The organism is Vibrio kanaloae (assembly GCF_024347535.1).
GTDB lineage: Bacteria > Pseudomonadota > Gammaproteobacteria > Enterobacterales > Vibrionaceae > Vibrio > Vibrio kanaloae.
The window spans coordinates 222771-244312 of sequence record NZ_AP025498.1; the positions used below are offsets into that span (position 1 = coordinate 222771).

The 21542-nt window shown below is 45.2% G+C and carries 18 protein-coding genes; 6 read left to right on the forward strand and 12 right to left on the reverse strand.

Going from position 1 to position 21542, the window contains the following annotated elements:
• Positions 1 to 30: 30 nt before the first annotated feature.
• The 6 genes from OCV24_RS15315 to gcl form a co-directional block, all read right to left on the reverse strand.
• The gene (locus OCV24_RS15315; protein WP_150877662.1) at positions 31 to 1467 is read right to left on the reverse strand and encodes an amidohydrolase; all 1437 of its coding nucleotides are present in this window, start codon (positions 1465 to 1467) and stop codon (positions 31 to 33) included.
• Between the two features lie 253 nt (positions 1468 to 1720).
• On the reverse strand, positions 1721 to 2329 hold the full coding sequence (locus OCV24_RS15320) for a TetR/AcrR family transcriptional regulator (protein ID WP_102506922.1): 609 nt from the start codon (positions 2327 to 2329) through the stop codon (positions 1721 to 1723).
• A gap of 163 nt (positions 2330 to 2492) precedes the next feature.
• A complete protein-coding gene (locus OCV24_RS15325) occupies positions 2493 to 3803 on the reverse strand; it encodes a glycerate kinase type-2 family protein (RefSeq protein ID WP_150877660.1) in 1311 nt (436 codons plus the stop codon).
• Between the two features lie 252 nt (positions 3804 to 4055).
• Complete coding sequence (locus OCV24_RS15330) at positions 4056 to 4952, reverse strand: 2-hydroxy-3-oxopropionate reductase (protein ID WP_137025498.1); 897 nt, start codon at positions 4950 to 4952, stop codon at positions 4056 to 4058.
• Positions 4953 to 4989: 37 nt separating this feature from the next.
• A complete protein-coding gene (hyi, locus tag OCV24_RS15335; protein WP_102508660.1) occupies positions 4990 to 5766 on the reverse strand; it encodes a hydroxypyruvate isomerase in 777 nt (258 codons plus the stop codon).
• 116 nt (positions 5767 to 5882) lie between these two features.
• Positions 5883 to 7655 carry a glyoxylate carboligase gene (gene gcl / locus OCV24_RS15340; RefSeq protein WP_150877658.1) on the reverse strand — a complete coding sequence of 591 codons (1773 nt, stop codon included), beginning with the start codon at positions 7653 to 7655 and terminating at the stop codon, positions 5883 to 5885.
• 313 nt (positions 7656 to 7968) lie between these two features.
• Here gcl and aceB point away from each other — a divergent pair, with 313 nt between their 5' ends.
• Both aceB and OCV24_RS15350 read left to right on the forward strand, forming a co-directional pair.
• On the forward strand, positions 7969 to 9594 hold the full coding sequence (gene aceB, locus OCV24_RS15345) for a malate synthase A (protein WP_137008108.1): 1626 nt from the start codon (positions 7969 to 7971) through the stop codon (positions 9592 to 9594).
• 102 nt (positions 9595 to 9696) lie between these two features.
• Complete coding sequence (locus tag OCV24_RS15350; protein ID WP_008220964.1) at positions 9697 to 10137, forward strand: GlcG/HbpS family heme-binding protein; 441 nt, start codon at positions 9697 to 9699, stop codon at positions 10135 to 10137.
• A gap of 118 nt (positions 10138 to 10255) precedes the next feature.
• On the opposite strand, the gene OCV24_RS15355 is transcribed toward OCV24_RS15350, so the two are convergent.
• On the reverse strand, positions 10256 to 10693 hold the full coding sequence (locus OCV24_RS15355; protein WP_150877656.1) for a DoxX family protein: 438 nt from the start codon (positions 10691 to 10693) through the stop codon (positions 10256 to 10258).
• 284 nt (positions 10694 to 10977) lie between these two features.
• A complete protein-coding gene (locus OCV24_RS15360) occupies positions 10978 to 11460 on the reverse strand; it encodes a MarR family winged helix-turn-helix transcriptional regulator (RefSeq protein ID WP_102508667.1) in 483 nt (160 codons plus the stop codon).
• Between the two features lie 124 nt (positions 11461 to 11584).
• Between OCV24_RS15360 and OCV24_RS15365 the strand changes: the two genes are divergently transcribed.
• Entirely contained in the window at positions 11585 to 12478 is an 894-nt protein-coding gene (locus OCV24_RS15365) for a DMT family transporter (protein WP_136998516.1), read from the forward strand.
• An 88-nt stretch (positions 12479 to 12566) separates the two neighbouring features.
• Here the strand turns inward: OCV24_RS15365 and OCV24_RS15370 are convergent, their stop codons facing one another.
• The 3 genes from OCV24_RS15370 to OCV24_RS15380 are packed head-to-tail and all read right to left on the reverse strand — an operon-like array spanning position 12567 to position 15193.
• Entirely contained in the window at positions 12567 to 13748 is a 1182-nt protein-coding gene (locus OCV24_RS15370) for an MFS transporter (protein WP_046223034.1), read from the reverse strand.
• Complete coding sequence (locus tag OCV24_RS15375; RefSeq protein ID WP_244291718.1) at positions 13738 to 14898, reverse strand: phosphotransferase; 1161 nt, start codon at positions 14896 to 14898, stop codon at positions 13738 to 13740. The genes OCV24_RS15370 and OCV24_RS15375 overlap by 11 nt, the downstream gene beginning before the upstream one ends.
• 10 nt (positions 14899 to 14908) lie before the next feature.
• On the reverse strand, positions 14909 to 15193 hold the full coding sequence (locus tag OCV24_RS15380; RefSeq protein WP_046223032.1) for a GNAT family N-acetyltransferase: 285 nt from the start codon (positions 15191 to 15193) through the stop codon (positions 14909 to 14911).
• 276 nt (positions 15194 to 15469) lie between these two features.
• On the opposite strand from OCV24_RS15380, the gene OCV24_RS15385 reads away from it, so the two are divergent.
• Positions 15470 to 16216, forward strand: a complete 747-nt coding sequence (locus OCV24_RS15385) for a flagellar brake protein (RefSeq protein ID WP_046223031.1) — start codon at positions 15470 to 15472, stop codon at positions 16214 to 16216.
• 101 nt (positions 16217 to 16317) lie between these two features.
• On the opposite strand, the gene OCV24_RS15390 is transcribed toward OCV24_RS15385, so the two are convergent.
• Positions 16318 to 18678: a Lon protease family protein gene (locus tag OCV24_RS15390; RefSeq protein ID WP_150877654.1), complete on the reverse strand. Its 2361-nt coding sequence runs from the start codon at positions 18676 to 18678 to the stop codon at positions 16318 to 16320.
• Positions 18679 to 18917: 239 nt separating this feature from the next.
• Between OCV24_RS15390 and OCV24_RS15395 the strand changes: the two genes are divergently transcribed.
• Positions 18918 to 19412 (forward strand): hypothetical protein, encoded by a 495-nt coding sequence (locus OCV24_RS15395; RefSeq protein ID WP_017054939.1) that lies wholly within the window; start codon positions 18918 to 18920, stop codon positions 19410 to 19412.
• A gap of 12 nt (positions 19413 to 19424) precedes the next feature.
• A complete protein-coding gene (locus tag OCV24_RS15400) occupies positions 19425 to 21053 on the forward strand; it encodes an ABC transporter ATP-binding protein (protein ID WP_077681107.1) in 1629 nt (542 codons plus the stop codon).
• Positions 21054 to 21542 lie beyond the last annotated feature (489 nt).

Below are 21542 nucleotides of genomic sequence, written 5' to 3' on the forward strand. Positions count from 1 at the left end.
CTTTTAGATTTTAAGAACTAGGTTTACATCCTAATCCATCAAACTCTTCGATTTAATCGCCTTCTTAGAAAGCTCTTTCGCGAACTCAGTGATGTCTGCTTCAAACTCAGCGACGCTTTGACGGATTTCATCCAATTGAACCGTCTGCATTACGCGGCTTTCCATTACGATTTGGCCGTTAACAATCGTGGTGTCGATGTTGCTTGGGTTCGCTTGATAAACCAAAGTCGCGTATGGATCGTAACTTGGCATCATGTTCGCCGATTGTGTCTCTACAATCACGATGTCCGCCTTCTTACCCACTTCAAGAGAACCAATTTGGTCTTCCATGTGTAGGGCTTTTGCACCACCTAATGTCGCCATCTCAATCACTTGTTCAGGGATCATGATGGTGCGGTCTGAATGCTTTAAGCGTTGCATGTTTGCTGCGTAGCTTAATGTGCGCATGATATCGACTTGGTTAGAGCTCATTGGGCCGTCGGTTCCTAAGCCAATGCGCATGTCAGCACGGTACATATCCCATGCAGGGGCAATGCCTGTCGCTCCTTTGGCGTTTGCCATTGGGTTGTATGAGATACCCGCGTCAGCTTGCTTGAGAAGCTTTTGGTCGTTCTCTGAAAGGTGGATACCGTGAGCAATCACTACGCGCTCGTCTAGCACACCAATTTCATCCATGTATTCAACTGGTGATGCCGCTTTGGTTTCGTCTTTGATACGCTTTTCTTCATTCGGGAATTCAGCGACGTGAATTAACACCGGTACATCGTATTGAGCAGACAGCTTGTTGATTTCTTGCAGCTTATCTTTGCTCACGGTGTACACCGCGTGTGGCGCATAAGCAGGCGTGATTAGCTCATCGTTTTTGTATTGTTCGATAAAGCCTTTGGCGTATTCAATGCCGCCATAAGGTTCTTTGGCATCGACTACTGGGAACTTAATCACGGTTTCACCGAGCACAGCACGTAAACCCACTTCTTTGGTCGCTTTGGCCATTTCGTCCATGTGGTAATACATATCGGCGTAAGTGGTTACTCCGCTCTGTGCCAATTCGATAGAGCCAAGCTTGGTTGCATTGTAAATCAGTTCACGGCTTAACTTTTCGGCTTCTAGAGGGAAGAAGTAAGCGAACAAGCGGTTCGAGATGCCCTCTTCCCCTAAGCCACGAAACGCAATCATCGGTAAATGGTTGTGCGCGTTCACCATGCCCGGCATAACGATCCCATCTTGAGCATCAATCACTTTTTCAGCGCGGTATTGAGTGATCAAATCCTCGTTACCGACTGCGATGATCTGGTTGTTTTTCACCACTACAACGCCATCTTCAATCACATCCATTTTTGAATTGATCGTGAGAACCTGTCCATTGGTGATGATCAGATCGGCGTTGTATGTTTGCGTCGCTACCGTCGAACCACAACCTGCCAGTAGAACTGTACTGATGGTGCATGCCAAGCTTTTAAGCGTCATTGCTAAACCTATATGTTGTGCGTGTAATATTGTTAGCAGGTTAGTCTTTTCCTTTAGAAAAAAGAGCACCGCTAAATTTTTGCGACACTATAACCTTACCTTTAAATAAAATGGCATACCTAATCGAGCCAAATTCGAGATAAATGAGTTATTGCACAACAGGTCACAAAAAGTATCTTTACGCTTGTCGTCGCTCATGTGCAAAAACGAAAAAGGCCTGCAATCGCAGACCAAAAAAAACGTTCAAACAACGTTAGCTTTTCACACCACAGCCTTTAATCACTAACTGTGTAATGAACTCCGCGGCGTCGGCATAATCTTTATCATCGAGCTTATCTTTCTGCATTACGCTGCAAATCTGCCAGCCAAAATCGGCGTAGGTTTGAGTCGCCGCCCATATGGTAAACATCAAGTGGTGTGCAGGAACATCGTCCATTAGACCTTGCGCCGACCACGTTGAGAACTTATCGAGGATCATCTGGGATTGCTTATATAGTTCGTCACCAATCTCTTTCGGCAATACTTTAGCGCCAGACATCACTTCGTTTGCAAATACCTTAGAGGCGTGTGGATGGTCACGAGAAATGATCAACTTAGTTTGAATATATTGAGATAGGGCTTCAACAGGGTCGCTGAGCTCTTCAATCGGACGAGATGCCTCTAACAAGGGTTGAGTGACGGTTTCTAGAACGGCATTGTAGAGCTTATCTTTGGAGCTGAAATAATAGAATACATTAGGTTTAGGGATGTCGGCCGCTTTCGCGATATCAGCCATTTTTGTTGCGGCATATCCATGAGTAGCGAATTGTTCACACGCGACTTCGATGATTAAATCTTGATTCTTTTGTCTGATCCTAGACATATTACACCCTTTACAGCTCGTTACTGAAATCATAGTAATCAACGTGCTTGATTAGTCCAGAAGATAATTTCAGAACTCAAGGTCACCGCATTGATAACCATAAAATGGCCGCTCTATTTGTTAAGAAGCGACCATTCCATACTGTGTTTTTGAACTGTTCAAATTAAAGAATCAATATCGCACGAAAGTCATTCACATTGGTCAACGTCGGCCCAGTGGTAAGAAGCACATCGACTTGCTTGAAGAAATCGTAGCTGTTATTCGCATCGAGATAGCCTTGCGCTTTAAGCGACAGGCTCGAACCTTGTTGCCATGTTTGAGGTGTGATCCACGCGCCCGCATTGTCTTCCACACCATCAATCCCGTCGGTATCGGCGGCTAGAGCGAAGATATTGTCTTGGCCTTTAAGCTCATTATATAAACTCAACAAGAACTCACAATTACGCCCACCGCGACCATTGCCTTTAACGGTTACCGTGGTTTCACCGCCAGATAGCAATACACAAGGCGTCTCAAATGGGTGCTTATTATTGGCCACTTGCTTAGCCAGCGCAGCGTGAACCTTCGCGACATCTCGCGCTTCCCCCTCTATGCAATCACTCAACACATAAGCGGGAATACCCAAGCCTTCAGCCTCTGCAGCCGCAGCTTCCAATGCCGACATCGGGGTGGCGATAATATGGTGCTCGGCGTTTTTCCAACACTCATCATCCGGTTTCACTGTCTCTGATTCTGGGTTGTTCAACCATTCGAATGCCGAAGGTGGTGTTTCAATTCGATAGCGTTCCAGTATTGCCATCGCATCAAAGCGAGTGGTGATGTCTGGTACGGTCGGACCCGATGCAATCACACTGATGTCATCGCCCGGCACATCTGAAATCGCCAAAGAGACCACTCTTGCTGGGTAAGCAGCCTTTGCTAATCGCCCACCTTTGATTGAAGATAGATGCTTACGCACGCAGTTCATCTCATCAATAGCGGCCCCTGATTTAAGCAACGCCTTATTGATTTGTTGCTTCTCTGCCAAGCTGATGTCGCCGCCGGGCAAGCTTAGTAATGCAGAGCCTCCACCAGACAGTAGGCAAATCACTGTGTCGTCAGCGCTCAAGCCACTCACCAATTGCAGCATACGTTGGCTCACTTCTAAACCCATCGCATCTGGCACGGGGTGCGCGGCTTCAATCACCTCAATATGTTCGCAAGGGGCGGTGTGTTCATAACGAGTCACCACCAAGCCTTCAAGATCACGCAGTGCAAGGTCTTGTTGTTTCTTTGCCTGCCAAACCGCTTCAAGCTCTGCTGCCATTGATGCGGCTGCTTTTCCTGCTCCTATCACCACAGTTCGCCCAGCTTGGTTAGCAGAGCGATAAAAAATGTCTTGAGGAAGAAAAGGTTCGATGTGATTTTTAGGTAGCGCCTCGTTAACGGCACTGGAGAAAAGGGTTTGCAGAAACTGCTTAGCATCAATGTCCATCAGCCACTCCTTAGTTGACGGAGAAAAAAAGAACCCCGATACAAGGCCAAAGGGTGCCTGCTAAGATCAAGTTGGAAAGGAACAACTTCAACCTCTGCCTCGTATCAGGAACGCGTATAAAAGGAGACGAAACTACGCGATTTATAAACAAACTGTTTGAAACTGTTGGGCTACGAATCGATAGCAGCCCTAATTAATTAACGGATAATCGGTTGATTGATTAACCACTAAACGGACAAACCGTTAACTAGATTAACGAATCGAGTGGTCAGAACGTTTCTCTATCGCTTGGATAAGCGCAGAGTGATCCCAACCTTCGCCGCCCATTTCGGCACACTCGCCAAACAACTCCTGAGCATTAGCCGTATTCGGCAGTGCAACACCCAATTCTTGTGCGCCCGTTAGTGCTAAGTTCAGATCTTTCTGGTGAAGCGAGATTCTAAAGCCTGGATCAAAGGTGCCTTCAACCATACGCTCACCGTGTACTTCCAAGATCTTAGAGTTAGCAAAGCCTCCTAATAGAGCCTGACGTACGCGTGCTGGATCAGCACCGGCTTTCGAAGCAAAGACTAACGCTTCAGACACGGCTTCGATATTCAGAGCAACGATTATTTGGTTAGCCACTTTACAGGTTTGGCCTGCACCGTTACCACCTACCAGCGTGATGTTCTTACCCATGATTTCGAACAGAGGTCGTGCTTTATCAAAGGCGTCTTGCTCACCGCCCACCATTATAGTCAGCGCTGCATTGATAGCGCCTACTTCGCCACCTGATACCGGAGCATCAAGGTATGAAGCACCGCCTTCGTTAATTCGCGCTGCAATTGCTTTGGTCGCGATTGGCGAGATCGAACTCATGTCGATAACCAGTTTTCCAGCTGCTCCGCCTGCCATTAGGCCTTTCTCAACACCGTTGTCACCAAACAGGACATCTTCAACTTGAGGGGTATTCGGCACCATTAGGATAATGATATCTGCTGCTTCAGCCGCTTCCGCTGGTGAGTGGCAGACCGTTGCACCCGCTGCCACAAGATCGGCAGGTGCTGCATTAAAGTGGTCCGACAGAATCAAATCGTGACCTGCTTTTTGAAGGTTACTCGCCATAGGTTTACCCATGATACCAGTTCCGATAAATGCAATTTTAGACATGTTGTTCTCCTTAACGTTTGAAGGTTACCAGACGCAATTAACGGTACTGGTTTAGCCAACCAAGGCCTTCTGTCGTTGTCGTTTTCGGTTTGTATTCGCAGCCAACCCAGCCTTGATAACCAAGCTCATCAAGGTAGTTCAGTACGAATGGATAATTGATTTCTCCGGTACCCGGCTCATGTCGACCCGGGTTATCAGCCAGCTGCACGTGAGCGATTTGGCCAATGTTCTGCTGCATGGTTGGCGTAAGGTCGCCTTCCATAATCTGCATGTGATAGATATCGTATTGGATAGAAAGGTTATCGCTCCCTACCTCTTTAATGATCGCTTTGGCTTGCTCGGTGGTGTTCAAGAAGAAGCCCGGAATATCACGGGTATTGATCGCTTCTATCACTAAGCGGATACCTTCTGCTGCTAGCGCGTTCGCCGCGTAACGCAGGTTAATCACAAATGCCGATTGCGCATCTTGTTGGGTCACACCTTGTGGAACAATCCCTGCCAAGCAATTCACTTGAGTACAACCCAGTGCTTTTGCGTAAGCGATGGCTTTAGGTACACCCGCTTGAAACTCTTCAACTCGTGCTGGATCTACTGCGATACCACGGTCGCCTGCGTCCCAGTCACCCGCAGGCAAGTTGAATAGCACTTGCTCTAGGTTATTAGCGTCGAGCTTTGCTTTGATTGCCTGAGCATCAAAGGCGTAAGGGAAAAGGTATTCGACACCTTGAAAGCCCGCTTCTGCGGCAGCTTCAAAGCGATCCATAAAATCAACTTCCGTGAATAACATTGACAAGTTTGCTGCAAATTTTGCCATGACTCTGTCCTTATTCTTTATCTGTAAAAATCTGGTTATTTGTAGTAAAGCCTCGCTCTATTGGAGACTTTCCGTAGAGCTAAACCTCAACTCTACGGATACACATTACTTAATAATTACTTGAACGCCAGCGCCGTTGGGGCATCGCCGCGGCTTTCGGCAAGCGGTTCAAATTCGTTAATAGCATTGATCTCAACGCCCATCGCAATGTTGGTTACTCGCTCAAGAATCAGCTCAACAACAACCGGTACCTTATGCTTGTTCATCAGTTCTTTGGCTTGCTCAAACGCAGCAGCAATTTGCTCTGGTTCACGAACTCGAATCGCCTTACAACCTAAACCTTCAACAACCGCGACATGGTCAACACCGTAGCCTTCAAGCTCTGGCGCATTCTGGTTATCAAACGCCAGTTGTACACAATAATCGATGTCAAATTGGCGCTGCGCTTGGCGAATCAATCCTAAGTAGGAGTTGTTCACTAACACATGAATGTATGGCAAGTTAAATTGCGCGCCAACGGCCAGTTCTTCGATCATGAATTGGAAATCGTAGTCACCAGAGATGGCAACGATATCGCGATTTGGATCAGCTGCTCTTACACCCAATGCGGCTGGTGTTGTCCAACCTAGTGGGCCAGCTTGACCACAGTTGATCCAGTTACGCGGCTTATAAACATGCAGGAACTGAGCGGCAGCGATTTGCGACAAACCAATGGTGCTCACATAGCAAGTGTCACGGCCAAATGCCTTGTTCATCTCTTCATAAACACGCATCGGTTTCATTGGTGCTTCATCGAAATTGGTTTTACGCAGCATGGTCGATTTGCGTTCCTGACACTCGCTTGCCCAAGCATTTCGGTTCGGCAACTTGCCAGCGTCACGCCACTCTTGCGCCACTTCGACCATTAGCTCTAGCGCCGCCTTAGCATCAGAGACAATGCCTAAATCTGGACAGAACACTCGACCAATTTGAGTCGGTTCAATATCTACATGTACGAATTTTCGGCCTTCGGTGTAAACATCCACAGAACCTGTATGACGGTTTGCCCAACGGTTACCCACCCCAAACACAAAATCAGAGTTGAGCATGGTTTCGTTACCGTAACGATGGGACGTTTGTAGCCCCACCATGCCCGCCATTAAGTCATGGTCATCTGAAATAGAGCCCCAACCCATCAAGGTTGGAATCACAGGAACTCCGGTGATTTCTGCAAACTGTTGGAGCAATTCAGATGCGCCAGCGTTAATCACGCCACCACCCGATACAATCAGCGGTTTTTCCGATTGAGACATCATAGTTAATGCTTTCTCAACCTGCGCGCGAGTTGCTTGCGGTTTGTAAGGTTCTAGCGGTTCATAGGTATCGATATCAAACTCAATCTCAGCCAGCTGAACATCAATCGGTAGATCAATCAAGATTGGACCCGGACGACCCGAACGCATTAAATGAAAGGCTTTTTGAAATGCGCGTGGCACTTGTGCAGGTTCCAGCACCGTGGTTGCCCATTTAGTGACTGGTTTAGCGATAGATTCAATGTCGACCGCTTGGAAATCTTCTTTATGAAGACGAGCTCGGGGCGCTTGGCCTGTGATACATAGAATTGGAATCGAATCAGCAGACGCAGAATAAAGACCCGTGATCATGTCCGTTCCCGCAGGACCAGAGGTACCAATACACACACCTATATTGCCTTGATTAGTACGCGTGTACCCTTCAGCCATATGGGATGCACCCTCTACGTGACGAGCTAAGACGTGGTCGATTCCTCCGAGCTTTTTCATAGCCGCATACATAGGGTTTATTGCTGCGCCGGGAACACCAAATGCGATGTCTACACCTTCACGTTTAAGCACCTCTACCGCTGCTTCAATCGCTTTCATAATTGCCATTCGAACCTCCATTTCAGATTGTATACAATTAAACTAACTTTTGTGTACTATGAACCATCCTCGCTATTTATCAACCCCAGAATGAAACAATTTTGTTACATCGACCCATCGCATTAAGTACGCACTCACCCTGAAAAGCTTACAATTCATTGTTTTACATAAAATATCTTTACGTAAAAATAAATTACAAAAAGATCAAATGATAAATAAATGTTAAATACCGTTTGCTTGTTTACAATTTCTACAATATAAATATCCTTAAAAATAGCATTTTGTATACAAAGTTACATCGTATTGTTTAAAGGAGACAACAATGATGAATGACGTAAAAGAGAGAGAAGAAGTACAATGTATGCAGGTACTTGGGAAGATGGACAACTCCGAGTACAAAGAGATCTTGTCTAAAGATGCATTAAAATTCTTAGAAGCTCTCGTCAATAAGTTTGGAGATCGCCGTCATACCCTGCTAAGTGACCGTGACGTAAAACAAGCTCAATATGACGAGGGTGAGTTACCCAATTTTAGAAAAGACACCATTTCCATTCGCCAGAATAAAGAGTGGAAAGTGGCAACACCGCCGCCAGAGTTACTGGATCGACGCGTAGAGATCACCGGACCTATCGAAAGAAAGATGGTGATCAACGCGCTAAACTCAGGCGCGAAAGTCTTCATGTGTTGCTTTGAGGATGCCTCTTCCCCGACTTGGGCCAATATGGTCGAAGGGCAAATCAACCTAAGAGACGCCAACCTTGGCACCATTAGTTATTTCGATGAGAAGAAGCAGAAGCGTTACCAATTAAACGACGATCCTGCACTGCTGATCGCACGCCCACGAGGGATCCACCTTCCTGAGCAATCCATCCAATTCAACAATCAGCCTATCGGCGGTTGCTTGATGGACTTCGCTTTATACTTTTTCCACAACTATCAATCACGTGCACAACAAGGCTTAGGCGTTTACTACTACATTCCCAAGCTTGAGAGCATGGAAGAAGCACAGTGGTGGGACGATATTTTCAGCTTCACCGAAAACTATTTCCACGTACCCAAAGGCACAATTCGTGCGACAGTTTTGATTGAGACACTTCCAGCCGTATTCCAAATGGAAGAGATCTTGTACGCCATGCGTGATCATATCGTGGCAATGAACTGTGGCCGTTGGGATTACATCTTCAGCTACATCAAAACGCTGAAAAACCATAAAGACCGCATCCTGCCTGACCGCCATGGGATCGGTATGGATCAAGAATTCCTCAACGCCTATAGCCAACTACTGGTGCGTACTTGTCACGCTCGTGGCGCACTGGCGATGGGTGGTATGTCGGCTTTTATTCCAGCAAAAGATCCGCAAGAAATGGCGCGTGTCACCGCCAAGGTTATCGAAGATAAGCAAAGAGAATCTCAGAACGGACACGACGGCACATGGGTCGCGCACCCTGCACTGGTTGATTTGGCAATGTCGATCTTTGATAAGCACTTAGATGGCAAAGTAAACCAAGTGGATTTCCAAAGCCCAGAGCATGTGATCAATGCCGACTCGTTGCTAAAACCTTGTGAAGGCAGCCGCGACGAAGCAGGAGTACGTAAAAATATACGCATTGCGCTGTATTACATTGAGGCTTGGATCCAAGGCTATGGTTGTGTACCTATCTACGGCCTTATGGAAGATGCCGCGACCGCTGAGATATCGAGAGCCAATATTTGGCAATGGATCCACCACGGGGTAACACTCGATGATGGCCAAACCTTTACCAAATCACTATTCCACTCTTGGCTTTACCAAGAGCTAGACACCATAAAACATGAAGTCGGAGACTCGCGCTATGCAGCAGGTCGATTTGAAGAGACAGCTGATCTTTTCTATCAACTTTCTACAGCCGATGAGTTCGCTGCCTTCCTAACTTTACCCAGCTATGGGCTGTTACAAGAGTCCAGTTAGGACTCTTGTACCGAACTGAATCAGTCGATGATATTCACAAACAAGAGTAATGATTGGCTGACTTAGCTTGGTACACGGCCCCTTGAAAAACTAGGAGATAACATGGGAAGTTTGACTCTACAACAAGCGTTAACCATCATTGATGGCACCTTAAAAGCAGGAAACAAGATCCACACAGAACCTTTGACGGTCGCCGTCTTAGACAGCGGTGGCAAGCTGATTTCTTTGCAACGTCAAGACGGCTCTAGCATGATGCGACCAGACATCGCGATTGCTAAAGCGTGGGGAGCACTCGCACTGGGTTGTTCCTCTAGAAAACTCGCCCAAGATGCTGACAACCGACCAGCATTTATCTCCGCCGTAAACGTACTGGCACACGGAAACATGGTGCCAGTACCAGGGGGCCTACTGATTCGAGATAAGGATAAAACAGTACTTGGTGCGATTGGCGTCAGCGGTGACATCTCAGACATCGATGAGAGCTGCGCCATTAATGGTATTGGCTGTGCAGAACTGTTCAGTGACGAGATGCTGCAAGCTTAATTCGCTGTACTTGAAGTTCTGAGACAAGAATAAAAAAACCGAAGCCTGAGCTTCGGTTTTTTTATTCATAAGTTGCGCCAACAACACTAACGAATAACGTGTGATTAGACAAAGAGCACTAACGAACAAGAACCATTAAGCGCGTCCATTTGGTGTCTTGCTTCAGCTTGTTAGACAGCCAGTAATCAACACTAAACGACCCCGCGCCAAGTACCGCTAACGCCAAATACCCACCAGCAACTGAGACGTTTTTGTAGAAATGAATCATTTGACCAGACGAACTTGGGTCGAAGTGAAACATAACACCGGAAACCAAAGAGAAAAACGCTATCGACAACGCAGTAAAGCGAGTCATAAATCCAGCTAAAATCGCAAGTCCACCACCGAGTTCAAGCAAGATAACCAAAGGCAACAAGTAAACGCTGATGCCTTGAGATGCCATGTATCCCGCCGTTCCTTCATAGCTAAATAGCTTTCCCCAACCCGCTTGAATAAACAAGTAAGCCAATAAAATGCGAGCGAAAAAAATCGGTGTGTCGTTCAATCTAGTGTTCATAGTTCTAAGCCTTGATAAGTTTCATTGCCGATAGGTTATTCGACTTAGCATTAAGATGATAACGAGAAAAATAGAACAACTTGTTTGAAATTTTAGTAGACATACTCGCATACAAATTACTGACTAAATGCGAAGATTGACCAGCTTCTATGCTGTTACCATTGGCTGAAATTCATTGAACACTTGCTTTGAAAAAGTCAGAGAAGTAAACCCATTTAACAAACACAAAAAAACCGAAGCTCATCACTTCGGTTTTCAAATCAGTTCGAGTTAACTCACGTCGGTTACTCGTACGCGCTCAACCATGTTTTCAGAATTTGGTTGGTGTTCTTCTTCTGACTCGCAGACAATGATTTAACCAGTTTTTTCTGCATTTCGACATGTTCTGTCATCATTTGATCAATCAGAATAAGACCATCTTTGGTTAACTGGACACTCACGCTGCGTCTGTCTTCTTTACTGTGTTCACGACTGATTAGCCCTTTAGCTTCTAGCTTATCAAGGCGATTGGTCATCGCGCCAGATGTCAGCATCATGGATCCAATCAGTTCAGATGGCGTCAGTCGGTAAGGCTTTCCAGAACGTCGCAACGTCGCCAGCACATCAAACTCACCCAGCTTCATATCGTATTTTTTATGAAGCTCGGCAACTTGCGTCTCCATATACTTGGCAATACGCATAATCCGGCCCATCATTGCCATTGGCTCAGTTTCTAGCTCAGGCTTTTCCTTTGCCCATTGCTCTACTACGCGGTCGATAGCATCCATTTGCAATCTCGCTCCGTTATTAGTCTTAATCACTTCAAACTAGTTTAACATAAAGATACTTTACAACCACTAGTTCTCAGTATACAGTTCACACTATAGTTATCTTAACGTAAAGATATTTTAAATGAATATATTATTAGCAATGATCCCCGCGTTTTTTTGGGGAACAACCTATGCAGTAACACAATTTACGCTACAGGAGTGGCCACCATTATTATTGGGTGCTTTGCGTGCGTTACCTGCCGGTTTGTTATTGCTAGCAGTCAAACCAACACTGCCTAAAAAAGGCGAGTGGCAGATCATTTTCACATTGGGCCTTATCAATATCGCGACCTTCTTTGGCTTGATCTTCGTGATGGCGCTAACGCTGCCTTCGGCAATCTCTGGCGTGGGTATGATATCTGTGCCTGTATTCGCAATGATCTTCCATTGGGTAGTGAAGAAGCAACGTCCGCATTTGATTCAAGCCCTTTCTGGTATAGGCTTGATCACCTTAGCGTGGATTCTATTTAACCCAAGTCAAATCGCTTTGAACCCAATCGGTTTAGGTGCGATGTTCGCGGCAATCATGTGTATCGTAATCGGCAGCAGCATTACCAAATCATTAGGTAACCGCATGCATTGGTGGAAGGTATTAACTTGGCAGCTCATTCTAGGCGGTACGATTTTGTCTGTCGCATCTGGCGTCCATGCGTTCATCGACCCGCAGCCTTATGTTAACGCTGTCACTCATTTCGATACGCGTAATGCAATGGGTCTACTGTGGGTAATTGGACTGAACACAGCACTTGGTTACGGCATGTACGTATGGTTGCTACAACGTATGTCTGTGGTTGATTTCACCTTCGGTGGTATCGCCAACCCAGTGGCTGGTATCGTGACAGGAATGGTGTTGATGGGCGAATCGTTCACTGCGGTTCAATACTCATTGATGACAGGTATGATCGTGATGTCACTGCTACCCCAGTTGATTCTTGCAATCCGACAACCCAAAGCGGTCAAGCCCGTTACACAGTAAATCTTACTGATAACCCCGCTCTAGTACTTACAAAAAGCTCCAGTATCACTATTGGAGCTTTTGCGTATCTCATCAGAACGATACCGAGTTAGCGCCAGCTAAAGACACGAACTTCGTTTCCTTCTTCCGGCTTCTTGGGAATATTCAATGAAAGTGCAAGAGACATTGCCGCCATAACGGCACCAATATAGAAAACCGTTGCAGGAGATGATAACCAAATCACACCAAACACGACTGGAATCACAACCGCTGCAATATGGTTAATAGTGAAAGAGACACCGGCAGTTGATGCCATATCCGCTGGGTCAGCAATTTTCTGAAAGTAGGTTTTAATTGCCAAAGCGAGTGCAAAGAATAAGTGATCAACCACATAGAGCGCAGCCGCCCACTCGGCGCTTTGTACCAAACCATAACCGACAAACACACCAATTAGGCCTACGTATTCGAAAATCAATGCCTTACGCTCGCCCACTACACCAATAAATTTACCTATACGTTTTGCGAACAAGAAGTTAAATAGGTAGTTAACTAAGAACAGTAGCGTTACGTCAGCGGCTGAGTAGCCGAACTTCTCGACCATCAGAAACCCCGCGAATACGGTAAAAATTTGTCTTCTTGCTCCGCTCATAAACGTTAGCGCATAGTAAAGCCAGTAACGCTTTCTAAGTACCAGTTTCTTATTTTGTGGGGTCTTAGTTTGAAACTCAGGGAAACCAAAGGTCATTACCAGTACAAGAATAAAACCGATCCCTCCGGTGATGCCATACACCCAAGAAAATCTGAAGTTAAGCAGCTCCAACATCACCCAGATTGAGCCATAAGTGATCAGTGACGCCAGCGCCCCAACCGAGATCATTTTGCCCAGCATCTCTGGCGCTTCTTCTTTGCTTAGCCACTGTAACGACAAAGACTGCTTGAGCGTCTCAAAATAATGGAAACCGGTCGACATCAAAATAGTGGTCATCAACAAACCGGTTAATGACGGAAAGAGACCGGTAATCGCTGTCCCCACAGTTAGCATTGCCAGTGATACCAACATGAAACGTTGCTCGCGAATGAACGCCAACACAAACACGACAGTAAACGCCAAGAAGCCCGGGATCTCACGAACACTTTGTAGCAACCCAATATCAGCACCATCAAAGTTCGCCTTTTCAATCACGAAGTTATTCAGCAGAACCATCCAGCTCGAAAATGCGATAGGTACAATAATCGAAATCAGTAATAAAAAATTTTGCGGCGTTTTCCAGCTCGCGGTTCTATCGAACATTGACGGACTCCTGTTCGTCTAATTGAGTGAGCACTCGTAAGGTCAACTGCTCAGTATACGGGTTAATCTTCCAGTGCTCTGGGCTCCAACCTTTTACGAAACGTTGGAAATCAGCCCATGCCACATAAAACATAGGTCGCCACGCAGCTTCGACATCATAGAACGAGAGTTGTGGTTGATAGTGTGCCAGTGCCTCTTTCAAGTGTTGGAAGTAAATGTATAAGAGCTGTGATTCAAGCTCAACGCAATCTTGCGGCCTAATCGCGCTGCTCATGAACAAAGCCACGTCTTTCATCGCACACCCGTTTCCAACATATTGAAAATCGACGGCAGCCGCGTTTTCTCCAGCTAAATCAAAACAGAAGTTGGCAAGTTTAGCGTCACCATGCACTAAAGTTGGATACGGACACTCTCTAAGTAGACGGTCGATGTGTTGTGCTTGGTTCTTTAATGGTAAGTCTGTCAGCGCGTTTAACTCATCAGGACGCGTGTCTAAATGCCAGTATGTGCCAACTTTCCATAATGACGCAGACTGCTCTTGATCGATATGGATGTGCTTCGCGTGAAAATTAGCGAGCCACTTTAGACAAGCGTTGCGCTGTTTAACCTCCAAAGATGTATAACGGAGTGCTAACTCAAGTTGAGTATCTTTGGCAGCCAATTCATCAAAAACGGAGAGTACATCAAACTGAGAGGTCAACGGAAAGCCGACACCCGCTAGATCTTGCATCACGATAAGCCACTCGTTCTCTTCTAGTTCACAATGCAACCCTACAGGCATAGGACAACGTTCATCCCACTGTTGAGTGAAGGATTGATACCAAACCGTCTCCACTTGGTAAGAATTCACTTTACGTTGGTGAGATAATCTGGTGTTCCAACCCTTTGGGTGATTCGCTTTATCCGGCAACGCGACATGTTTAACGATGAGGCTATTGAATGGAGCACTGCTTTCTTTAGAAAAAACCAAACGGACCAACTCACCATATCCGCCCCACAAACGTTGAATCACTTGGGTATCAAACCCTCGATTACACCCAAGTGAGGTGGCAATTTTTTGATAGAGTTCAGGTTGATCGATACTCAAACTGACTTCGGGTTGAACGGTATTTTTTGACGATATTGATTGAGACACCATTGATCGAGACATAACTGCTGTTTTATGCCTCAGACGCTAAAAGGTGTGACCATTGTTGCTGCCTATTCATGTAATGCACCACATAGCTACAAACAGGGACAATTTTGAAGCCCGCTTGCTCAATTTCGGGTAACACGTACTCCATCATCACCTTACCAAAGCCCTTACCTTGTAGGTCATCAGGTATGCGAGTCGAGGTAATATGCAGCACATCTCCCTGTCTCTGATACTTAACAACAGCAAATTGGTTAGGCTCTAGCTCAACTGTGATCTGATTCTCTTTTTGATCCCATTTTATGGTCTTCATTCTCAACTCCAACAAATAATTGATACACCAAACAATTAAAGTTTGAAGTATTAGTTCCTTGTAATAGACTAACGCAAGTGCATAGAAATAGAACTAAGTACTTACAATCAAAGCAAATGTTTTTAGAGTTCGCGGCTTAATATAAAATTATCAACCAATGATAACACTCTCTAAACCATCGTAACGTACACCTATAAAATCTAGCACGTAATAACCCATTGTTAGAAAGTTATTCATATAACGAACAAACGCATGTTGGCACATGGAGAGTAGAGAATGAACGCACCACTGAAGAAGCCTTTGGAGCATAATCAGGCCCTTCAAGACCCTCGTAATCGTACCGTTTCCACGATTAACAGCACTGATGCACTCGCCATGATCGAACACGGGAGTGAGCTTACGCTGAATGTCTCGACACCCGTTGGCACAAAGTTTCTCGCCACGACAAAGTTTATCGGTACTCACAGTGAGAACTGTATCCTTATTGAGGTTCCAGAAGTCTCAAACAACGACCTTAATTTTTTCTTCCAAGAAGGTTTTTGGATGACAGCTCGTGCATATTCTCTAAGAGGTGAAGGCGCGCTGATCCACTTTAGGTGCCAGATTCACCATCATGTTGGTGACCCCTTCCCCCTGCTTGTTCTTTCCACGCCAAGTACGATGCAAGTAACTCAGCTTCGTAAAGAAACACGTTATGAGGTAAACCTCAGTTCAAGAATTATCTTAAATGACCAACGCATGAATTGCGAAATTAGGGATTTATCGAAAAGTGGTTGTCGCTTTGTGACATCACCCACTGCTCGACCTATTCAGATCACCGATAGAGTATCCATAGAGATCACGCCAGAAAACTACAACGGACCATTGATCCCTCCGCTTAGAGGGATTGTCTGCAATCTACAAAAGTCGACACATTACGCGCGATATGGCATCGAATTTGATGATATTGGTAGAGCCAACGCCAAAAACTTACTCGGAAAATTGAAGTTCGACGGTATTAAGCTCCGTTTACGGAATGCTTGAGCACTCGAGATTGTAAGAATAAAAAAACAGCCATCGATAATGTCGATGGCTGTTTCGTTTACAGTTAACTGTCGTTTAGCGGATTTACGTAAGGCGATAAGCTATTTACGAAGCGCGTTAAGTTTAGCTTGAGCGATACCAAAGATAGTATTGATTGGATAACTCCCCTCATCGCTAAGCTCACCCGCCGCTTTGCCAGTGAACAACTCAATCGCTTCCGTCACATGATCGATAGCCCAAATATTAAACTCACCCTTTTCAACCGCCTTAACGATATCGCTACGCAGCATTAAATTATGAACATTCGAACGCGGGATGATCACCCCTTGCTCACCTGAACGTCCTTTGATCTCGCATACATCAAAGAACCCCTCAATTTTCTCATTCACACCCCCAATTGGCTGAGATTCACCAAACTGGTTCATGGAACCGGTAATTGCAATGTCTTGACGGTTTGGCTGCTTCGAAAATGCCGACACCACCGCACAAAACTCCGCCATACTCGCACTGTCACCATCTACGCCACCGTACGATTGCTCGAAAGTAATATTAGTGGTGAGTGGAACTTTCGCCGTTTTACCGAAGACCGAAGAAAGATACGCAGATAATATCATTACCCCTTTCGAGTGAATACTGCCACCTAGGTCTACATTTCTTTCTATATCAACCACTTCACCGTCACCGTAAGCCGTGGTTGCGGTGATTCGGTTCGGGGCACCAAACATATGATCTGTCGTACTCAATACAGACAGAGCATTGACCTGTCCCACCGATAGGCCATCAACACGAAGTAAGGTCGTACCATTGATGAACGTTTCCATCACGCTGTCTTGCAACCGGCCGACACGCATTTGCTGATTCGATAACGCTTGCTCAACATGTGTCGAGCGAATCAAATTCGACTTCGCTCCTCTTGCCACGTAGTTTGATTCACGAAGCAAATTCGCAATATGTGCTGAGTGCAAGGACAATTTACCTTGGTCACCAGCCTGACGAGAGCTATGTTCTATGATTCGCGCTATCGCTTTACGATCACAATGCAGCATGTTGTTGTCATGAACTATGCTCGAAATGAAGCGCGCGTAATGCATTTCCGAGTCCGCGGTACGCTTCATCTCATCTTCAAAATCAGCCGTTACACGAAACAGTTCTGCAAACTCCGCATCGTAGTGCTGCAACAGTTGATAAGTACGATAATCACCAAAAAGAATGATCTTAACATCTAATGGAATCGGTTCTGGATCAAGCGATACCGCTCCTGTCAACGTCACCTCTTTTTCCAACGAAGTGAAGCTCAGTTGACGAGAACGTAAAGCTCGTTTCAAGCCTTCCCATACATAAGGCTGTTCCAATACTTTCACTGCATCAATCAGTAATACGCCGCCGTTGGCTCGGTGTAAGCTACCCGCTCGAATCAGAGAAAAGTCAGTAAATACCGTACCTTTAAAAGTCGCTGTTTCTACATAGCCAAACAGAGAGTGGTAGTTCGGGCTTTCTTCTACTACAACCGGTAGCGTTTGCTTTTTCTGGCTAACAATCACGTTAACGTTGTAACGGCGAGGTATTTTCTTATCTAAAGATGCTGTCGCTATTTCAGCTTGTTCTGTACTCTCTTCTAAGAAAATATCCGCGTTATCGACAATATCTTTTCGAAGTGACGTAAGGTACTTTTTGATCTCTGGATATTGACTGTAATCCTTCTTCAGCTGTTTGATAAAGTGCGTAATGACGTCTCTCGCAGTATCATCATTCAGCTTTTGAATTTTCTCTGTATAGGTTTCTTCAAGCTCCGTCAGTTCACGAGAAATGGTTCTTAATCCTACTTCCAATGCATCGATGGTTTTATCGAATTGGTCCTGCTCCTCAGGCGACAGCAAATCAAAGCTCTCTTCGGTATGAAGCTCATCGCCATTCATTGCAACGAATTGGTAATCGCCCTGCGTTGTGATAGTCAGGTTGATGCCCTTGTCTTTCGCTTCTTGACTAATCGCTTCCAACGCAGCCTGCTGCTTTGACGCTAGCTGGTTTTTAAGCCTATCCGCTCGGCTAAAGTACATCTCATTATCAAAGGCAAGTGGCATTGCCTTAAGCAATTTACGCATTAACTTTTCAATATCTTGCTTTAAGTTACTGCCTACGCCTGTTGGTAATTTGAGAACTTTCGGTGTACGGATATCTTCAAAATTCGCGATATAGCACCAATCAAAAAGCTCTTCAGCTTTCTGAGGATGCCGGTTGAGATAGCGCAAAATCATGGTGCGTTTACCAAGGCCATTTCGCCCTATCGCATAAATGTTGTAACCCTTTTCCTTGATTGACATCGCGAATTCAACGGCCTTTTGTGCTCGTTCCTGTCCGACAATCTCATCAATTGGAGCCAGTTCTTTGGTCGATTTACATGGTAGCTTCTCTAATTCTGCTACCTGATACAGCTGTTCTGCATTAAGTCTTTGCATCGCCATCGCCGCCTCCTTAGTCCTTTATTACTTGGGGTAAATAAAATTAGTGTAGATGCAATTTCCTATAAATTTAGTGACTTACGCTACACGGCCGCCCAACCGGGCAAATAATGTACAATTTAACGCATTTTTAAGAATAATGAGGGTTTTAATTCACCGACTTAACATGTGAATGATTTTAATTTGCAATTGATAATAAATATCATTAACATTTTAAAATATTCTAAAATGAGGATGTGGACATGGAAATTGAACGATGCTGGATGCACTACCTAAAAGCTGAACAGTTAATGGAACAAGGTCACTGGCCTGAAGCACAGCGTCTTTACAGTGATGTTCTCAGTTCTCTTCCTCATCACATCCAAGATGCGGCATATCAAAGCGACATCAAACCCTGCCAGTTTGCTTGCCTGCTTGCTGGGCTTAGAGACGCGAGCGTTGCTCAATCTGAGATTCTCAACCGTTTAGGGCAGCATCAACAGGCCTTCGATACCTTGAATCAGTCTTACGCACTGATGCAGTTTATCTCGCTTGAGAGCACTGAACTTATTCAACGTACCTATGGGTTATTGGAACAACAAAGTGAAGACCTACTCAATCACCTTATCGCTTTTTGTAGTGCTCAGCGCAGCGCGCACTGGATGCTCGAACTAGAACAAATTCAACGTGCTCATCATCACTTTGGGCAACTAAAAACAACGTCAGAAGTTCAATCTTCACCTAATGTCTTAAATTGATAAGGATATATCATGTCGGACCGGGCCATTCTTAAAATAAATAACCTCTCCGTTAGCTTCAGAACCAATGATGGAATCATTGATGCGGTGAAAAAGGTTAACTTTACCCTTAACTCAAGCGAAACCTTAGCCATTGTTGGTGAATCAGGTTCTGGTAAATCCGTCTCTTCTAACGCACTTATGCGCTTGCTTCCCGATAACGCCATTATTGATGAGCAATCAGACATCGAATTTGAGGGACAATCGATTCTTGGCAAGACTGAACCAGAAATGCAGTCGATTCGTGGTGACAGAATCGGCATGATCTTTCAGGAGCCGATGACTTCTCTCAATCCATACCTGCGAGTAGGTATTCAAGTGACTGAAGCCCTAATGTGCCATCGTAAGGTATCCAAATCGAAAGCAAAACAACGTGTGTTAGCGCTGTTCAACCTCGTTCATCTGCCAATGCCAGAGCAAGCGTACAACAAATACCCGCATGAGTTTTCTGGTGGTCAACTACAGCGAATCATGATCGCGATGGCGCTGATCAATGAGCCCGACATTCTGATTGCAGACGAACCCACGACAGCGTTAGATGTGACCGTTCAGGCTGAAGTGCTTTCTTTGATCAAAGAAATTCAAGGTAAAATGGGCATGGCGATTTTGTTCATCACCCACGATTTAGGTGTGGTGAAACACTTTGCTGACCGCGTGCTGGTGATGTGTAAGGGAGAATTGGTTGAAGAAGGTTTGACTCAAGCGTTATTTGACCATCCTAAACACGATTACACACGCATGCTGATTAACTCGATTCCGAAAGGCGCTAAAGTTCCTGTTGAGGCATCAGCACCAGAACTGCTTTGTGCCGAAGATATTCGTGTGAAGTTCTTGATCAAATCTCACTTCATCCAAAGCAAGAACCAGTACTTCGAAGCCGTAAAAGGCATCTCATTAACCCTCAAACAAGGTGAAACGTTAGGTATTGTGGGTGAGTCTGGCTCTGGTAAGTCAACACTTGGACGAGCGTTAATCGGCTTGCTGCCAAGTAGCGGACGTATTGTCTACAAAGGCCAAGACGTTAGCTTATTAACCGATAAAGAACGCCATAAACTCAAGAAAGATGTACAGATGGTTTTCCAAGACCCTTATGGTTCTTTATCACCACGCATGACAGTTGGGGAGATCATCACCGAAGGCTTAACGGTGCATCAACCTCACTTGTCAAAACAAGAACGTTTAGAAAGAGCACGCAAAGCACTGATTGAGGTTCGCTTAGAGCCAAATTCAATTAACCGCTACCCACATGAATTCTCTGGTGGGCAAAGACAACGTATCGCGATTGCGCGCGCGCTGATTCTAGAACCCTCTTTCATTTTGCTGGATGAACCAACCTCAGCACTTGATCGATCGGTACAACTGACCGTGATTGACCTACTGAAAGACATTCAAGCCAAGCACAACATCGGCTTCCTGTTCATCAGCCACGACCTTTCGGTGGTGAAAGCACTATCGGATCGTGTATTGGTGATGCAAAAGGGCGAAGTGATGGAAGAAGGCTCTGCGGAAGATATTTTCAATGCACCACAAAACGACTACACCAAGAAGTTAATCGCAGCGTCATTCGACTTAGAAAATAAATCGAAAAAAAATGCCGCATAAAAGGAACTAATCAACATTAACAACGTCTTATAAATACATTCTGAATAAGTGTCTATACTCAAAATAGTTGGAGTTGCAGTTAACAACGCTACAACTTCAAGTATCAAGAATATAATAAATTGCACTCTAGAATGGATATAGCAAAACTGGTTTGGCCGCCAAAAGAAAAATGTCGCATGGATGCGACATTTTTCGTTTCTGGCATATATAAAAAATCAACTCAGTGATTATGAAGGCTTGCTCAGATTGGCGGCTCTTAACAGGGTTAGCTGGTAGTCGAGTCACAGTCGCAGAGCGGCTTCGTTCAACTCGTTTTTGGACAAAAATCATTTTCGGGAAATTGAACATTAGCGTATCATGAATAACTAAAGGTATGGCAAATAGCAAAACTGACGTGACGGTCGTACCAGATTACATGTAGAAACCTCTGCCTTTCGAAGTCCGCCCTCGCTTTGAGAAAATCATCAAGGCTGCGACCGTTCTAGAGCA

Coding starts and splice junctions, on each gene's coding strand:
- gcl (WP_150877658.1), bottom strand. CDS start 7,655: ATGGCAATTATGAAAGCGATTGAAGCAGCGGTAGAGGTGCTTAAACGT.
- OCV24_RS15360 (WP_102508667.1), bottom strand. CDS start 11,460: ATGGATGCTATCGACCGCGTAGTAGAGCAATGGGCAAAGGAAAAGCCT.
- OCV24_RS15400 (WP_077681107.1), top strand. CDS start 19,425: ATGTCGGACCGGGCCATTCTTAAAATAAATAACCTCTCCGTTAGCTTC.
- OCV24_RS15355 (WP_150877656.1), bottom strand. CDS start 10,693: ATGAACACTAGATTGAACGACACACCGATTTTTTTCGCTCGCATTTTA.
- OCV24_RS15330 (WP_137025498.1), bottom strand. CDS start 4,952: ATGTCTAAAATTGCATTTATCGGAACTGGTATCATGGGTAAACCTATG.
- OCV24_RS15390 (WP_150877654.1), bottom strand. CDS start 18,678: ATGGCGATGCAAAGACTTAATGCAGAACAGCTGTATCAGGTAGCAGAA.
- hyi (WP_102508660.1), bottom strand. CDS start 5,766: ATGGCAAAATTTGCAGCAAACTTGTCAATGTTATTCACGGAAGTTGAT.
- OCV24_RS15370 (WP_046223034.1), bottom strand. CDS start 13,748: ATGTTCGATAGAACCGCGAGCTGGAAAACGCCGCAAAATTTTTTATTA.
- OCV24_RS15365 (WP_136998516.1), top strand. CDS start 11,585: ATGAATATATTATTAGCAATGATCCCCGCGTTTTTTTGGGGAACAACC.
- OCV24_RS15395 (WP_017054939.1), top strand. CDS start 18,918: ATGGAAATTGAACGATGCTGGATGCACTACCTAAAAGCTGAACAGTTA.
- OCV24_RS15325 (WP_150877660.1), bottom strand. CDS start 3,803: ATGGACATTGATGCTAAGCAGTTTCTGCAAACCCTTTTCTCCAGTGCC.
- OCV24_RS15350 (WP_008220964.1), top strand. CDS start 9,697: ATGGGAAGTTTGACTCTACAACAAGCGTTAACCATCATTGATGGCACC.
- OCV24_RS15320 (WP_102506922.1), bottom strand. CDS start 2,329: ATGTCTAGGATCAGACAAAAGAATCAAGATTTAATCATCGAAGTCGCG.
- OCV24_RS15375 (WP_244291718.1), bottom strand. CDS start 14,898: ATGTCTCGATCAATGGTGTCTCAATCAATATCGTCAAAAAATACCGTT.
- aceB (WP_137008108.1), top strand. CDS start 7,969: ATGATGAATGACGTAAAAGAGAGAGAAGAAGTACAATGTATGCAGGTA.
- OCV24_RS15385 (WP_046223031.1), top strand. CDS start 15,470: ATGAACGCACCACTGAAGAAGCCTTTGGAGCATAATCAGGCCCTTCAA.
- OCV24_RS15315 (WP_150877662.1), bottom strand. CDS start 1,467: ATGACGCTTAAAAGCTTGGCATGCACCATCAGTACAGTTCTACTGGCA.
- OCV24_RS15380 (WP_046223032.1), bottom strand. CDS start 15,193: ATGAAGACCATAAAATGGGATCAAAAAGAGAATCAGATCACAGTTGAG.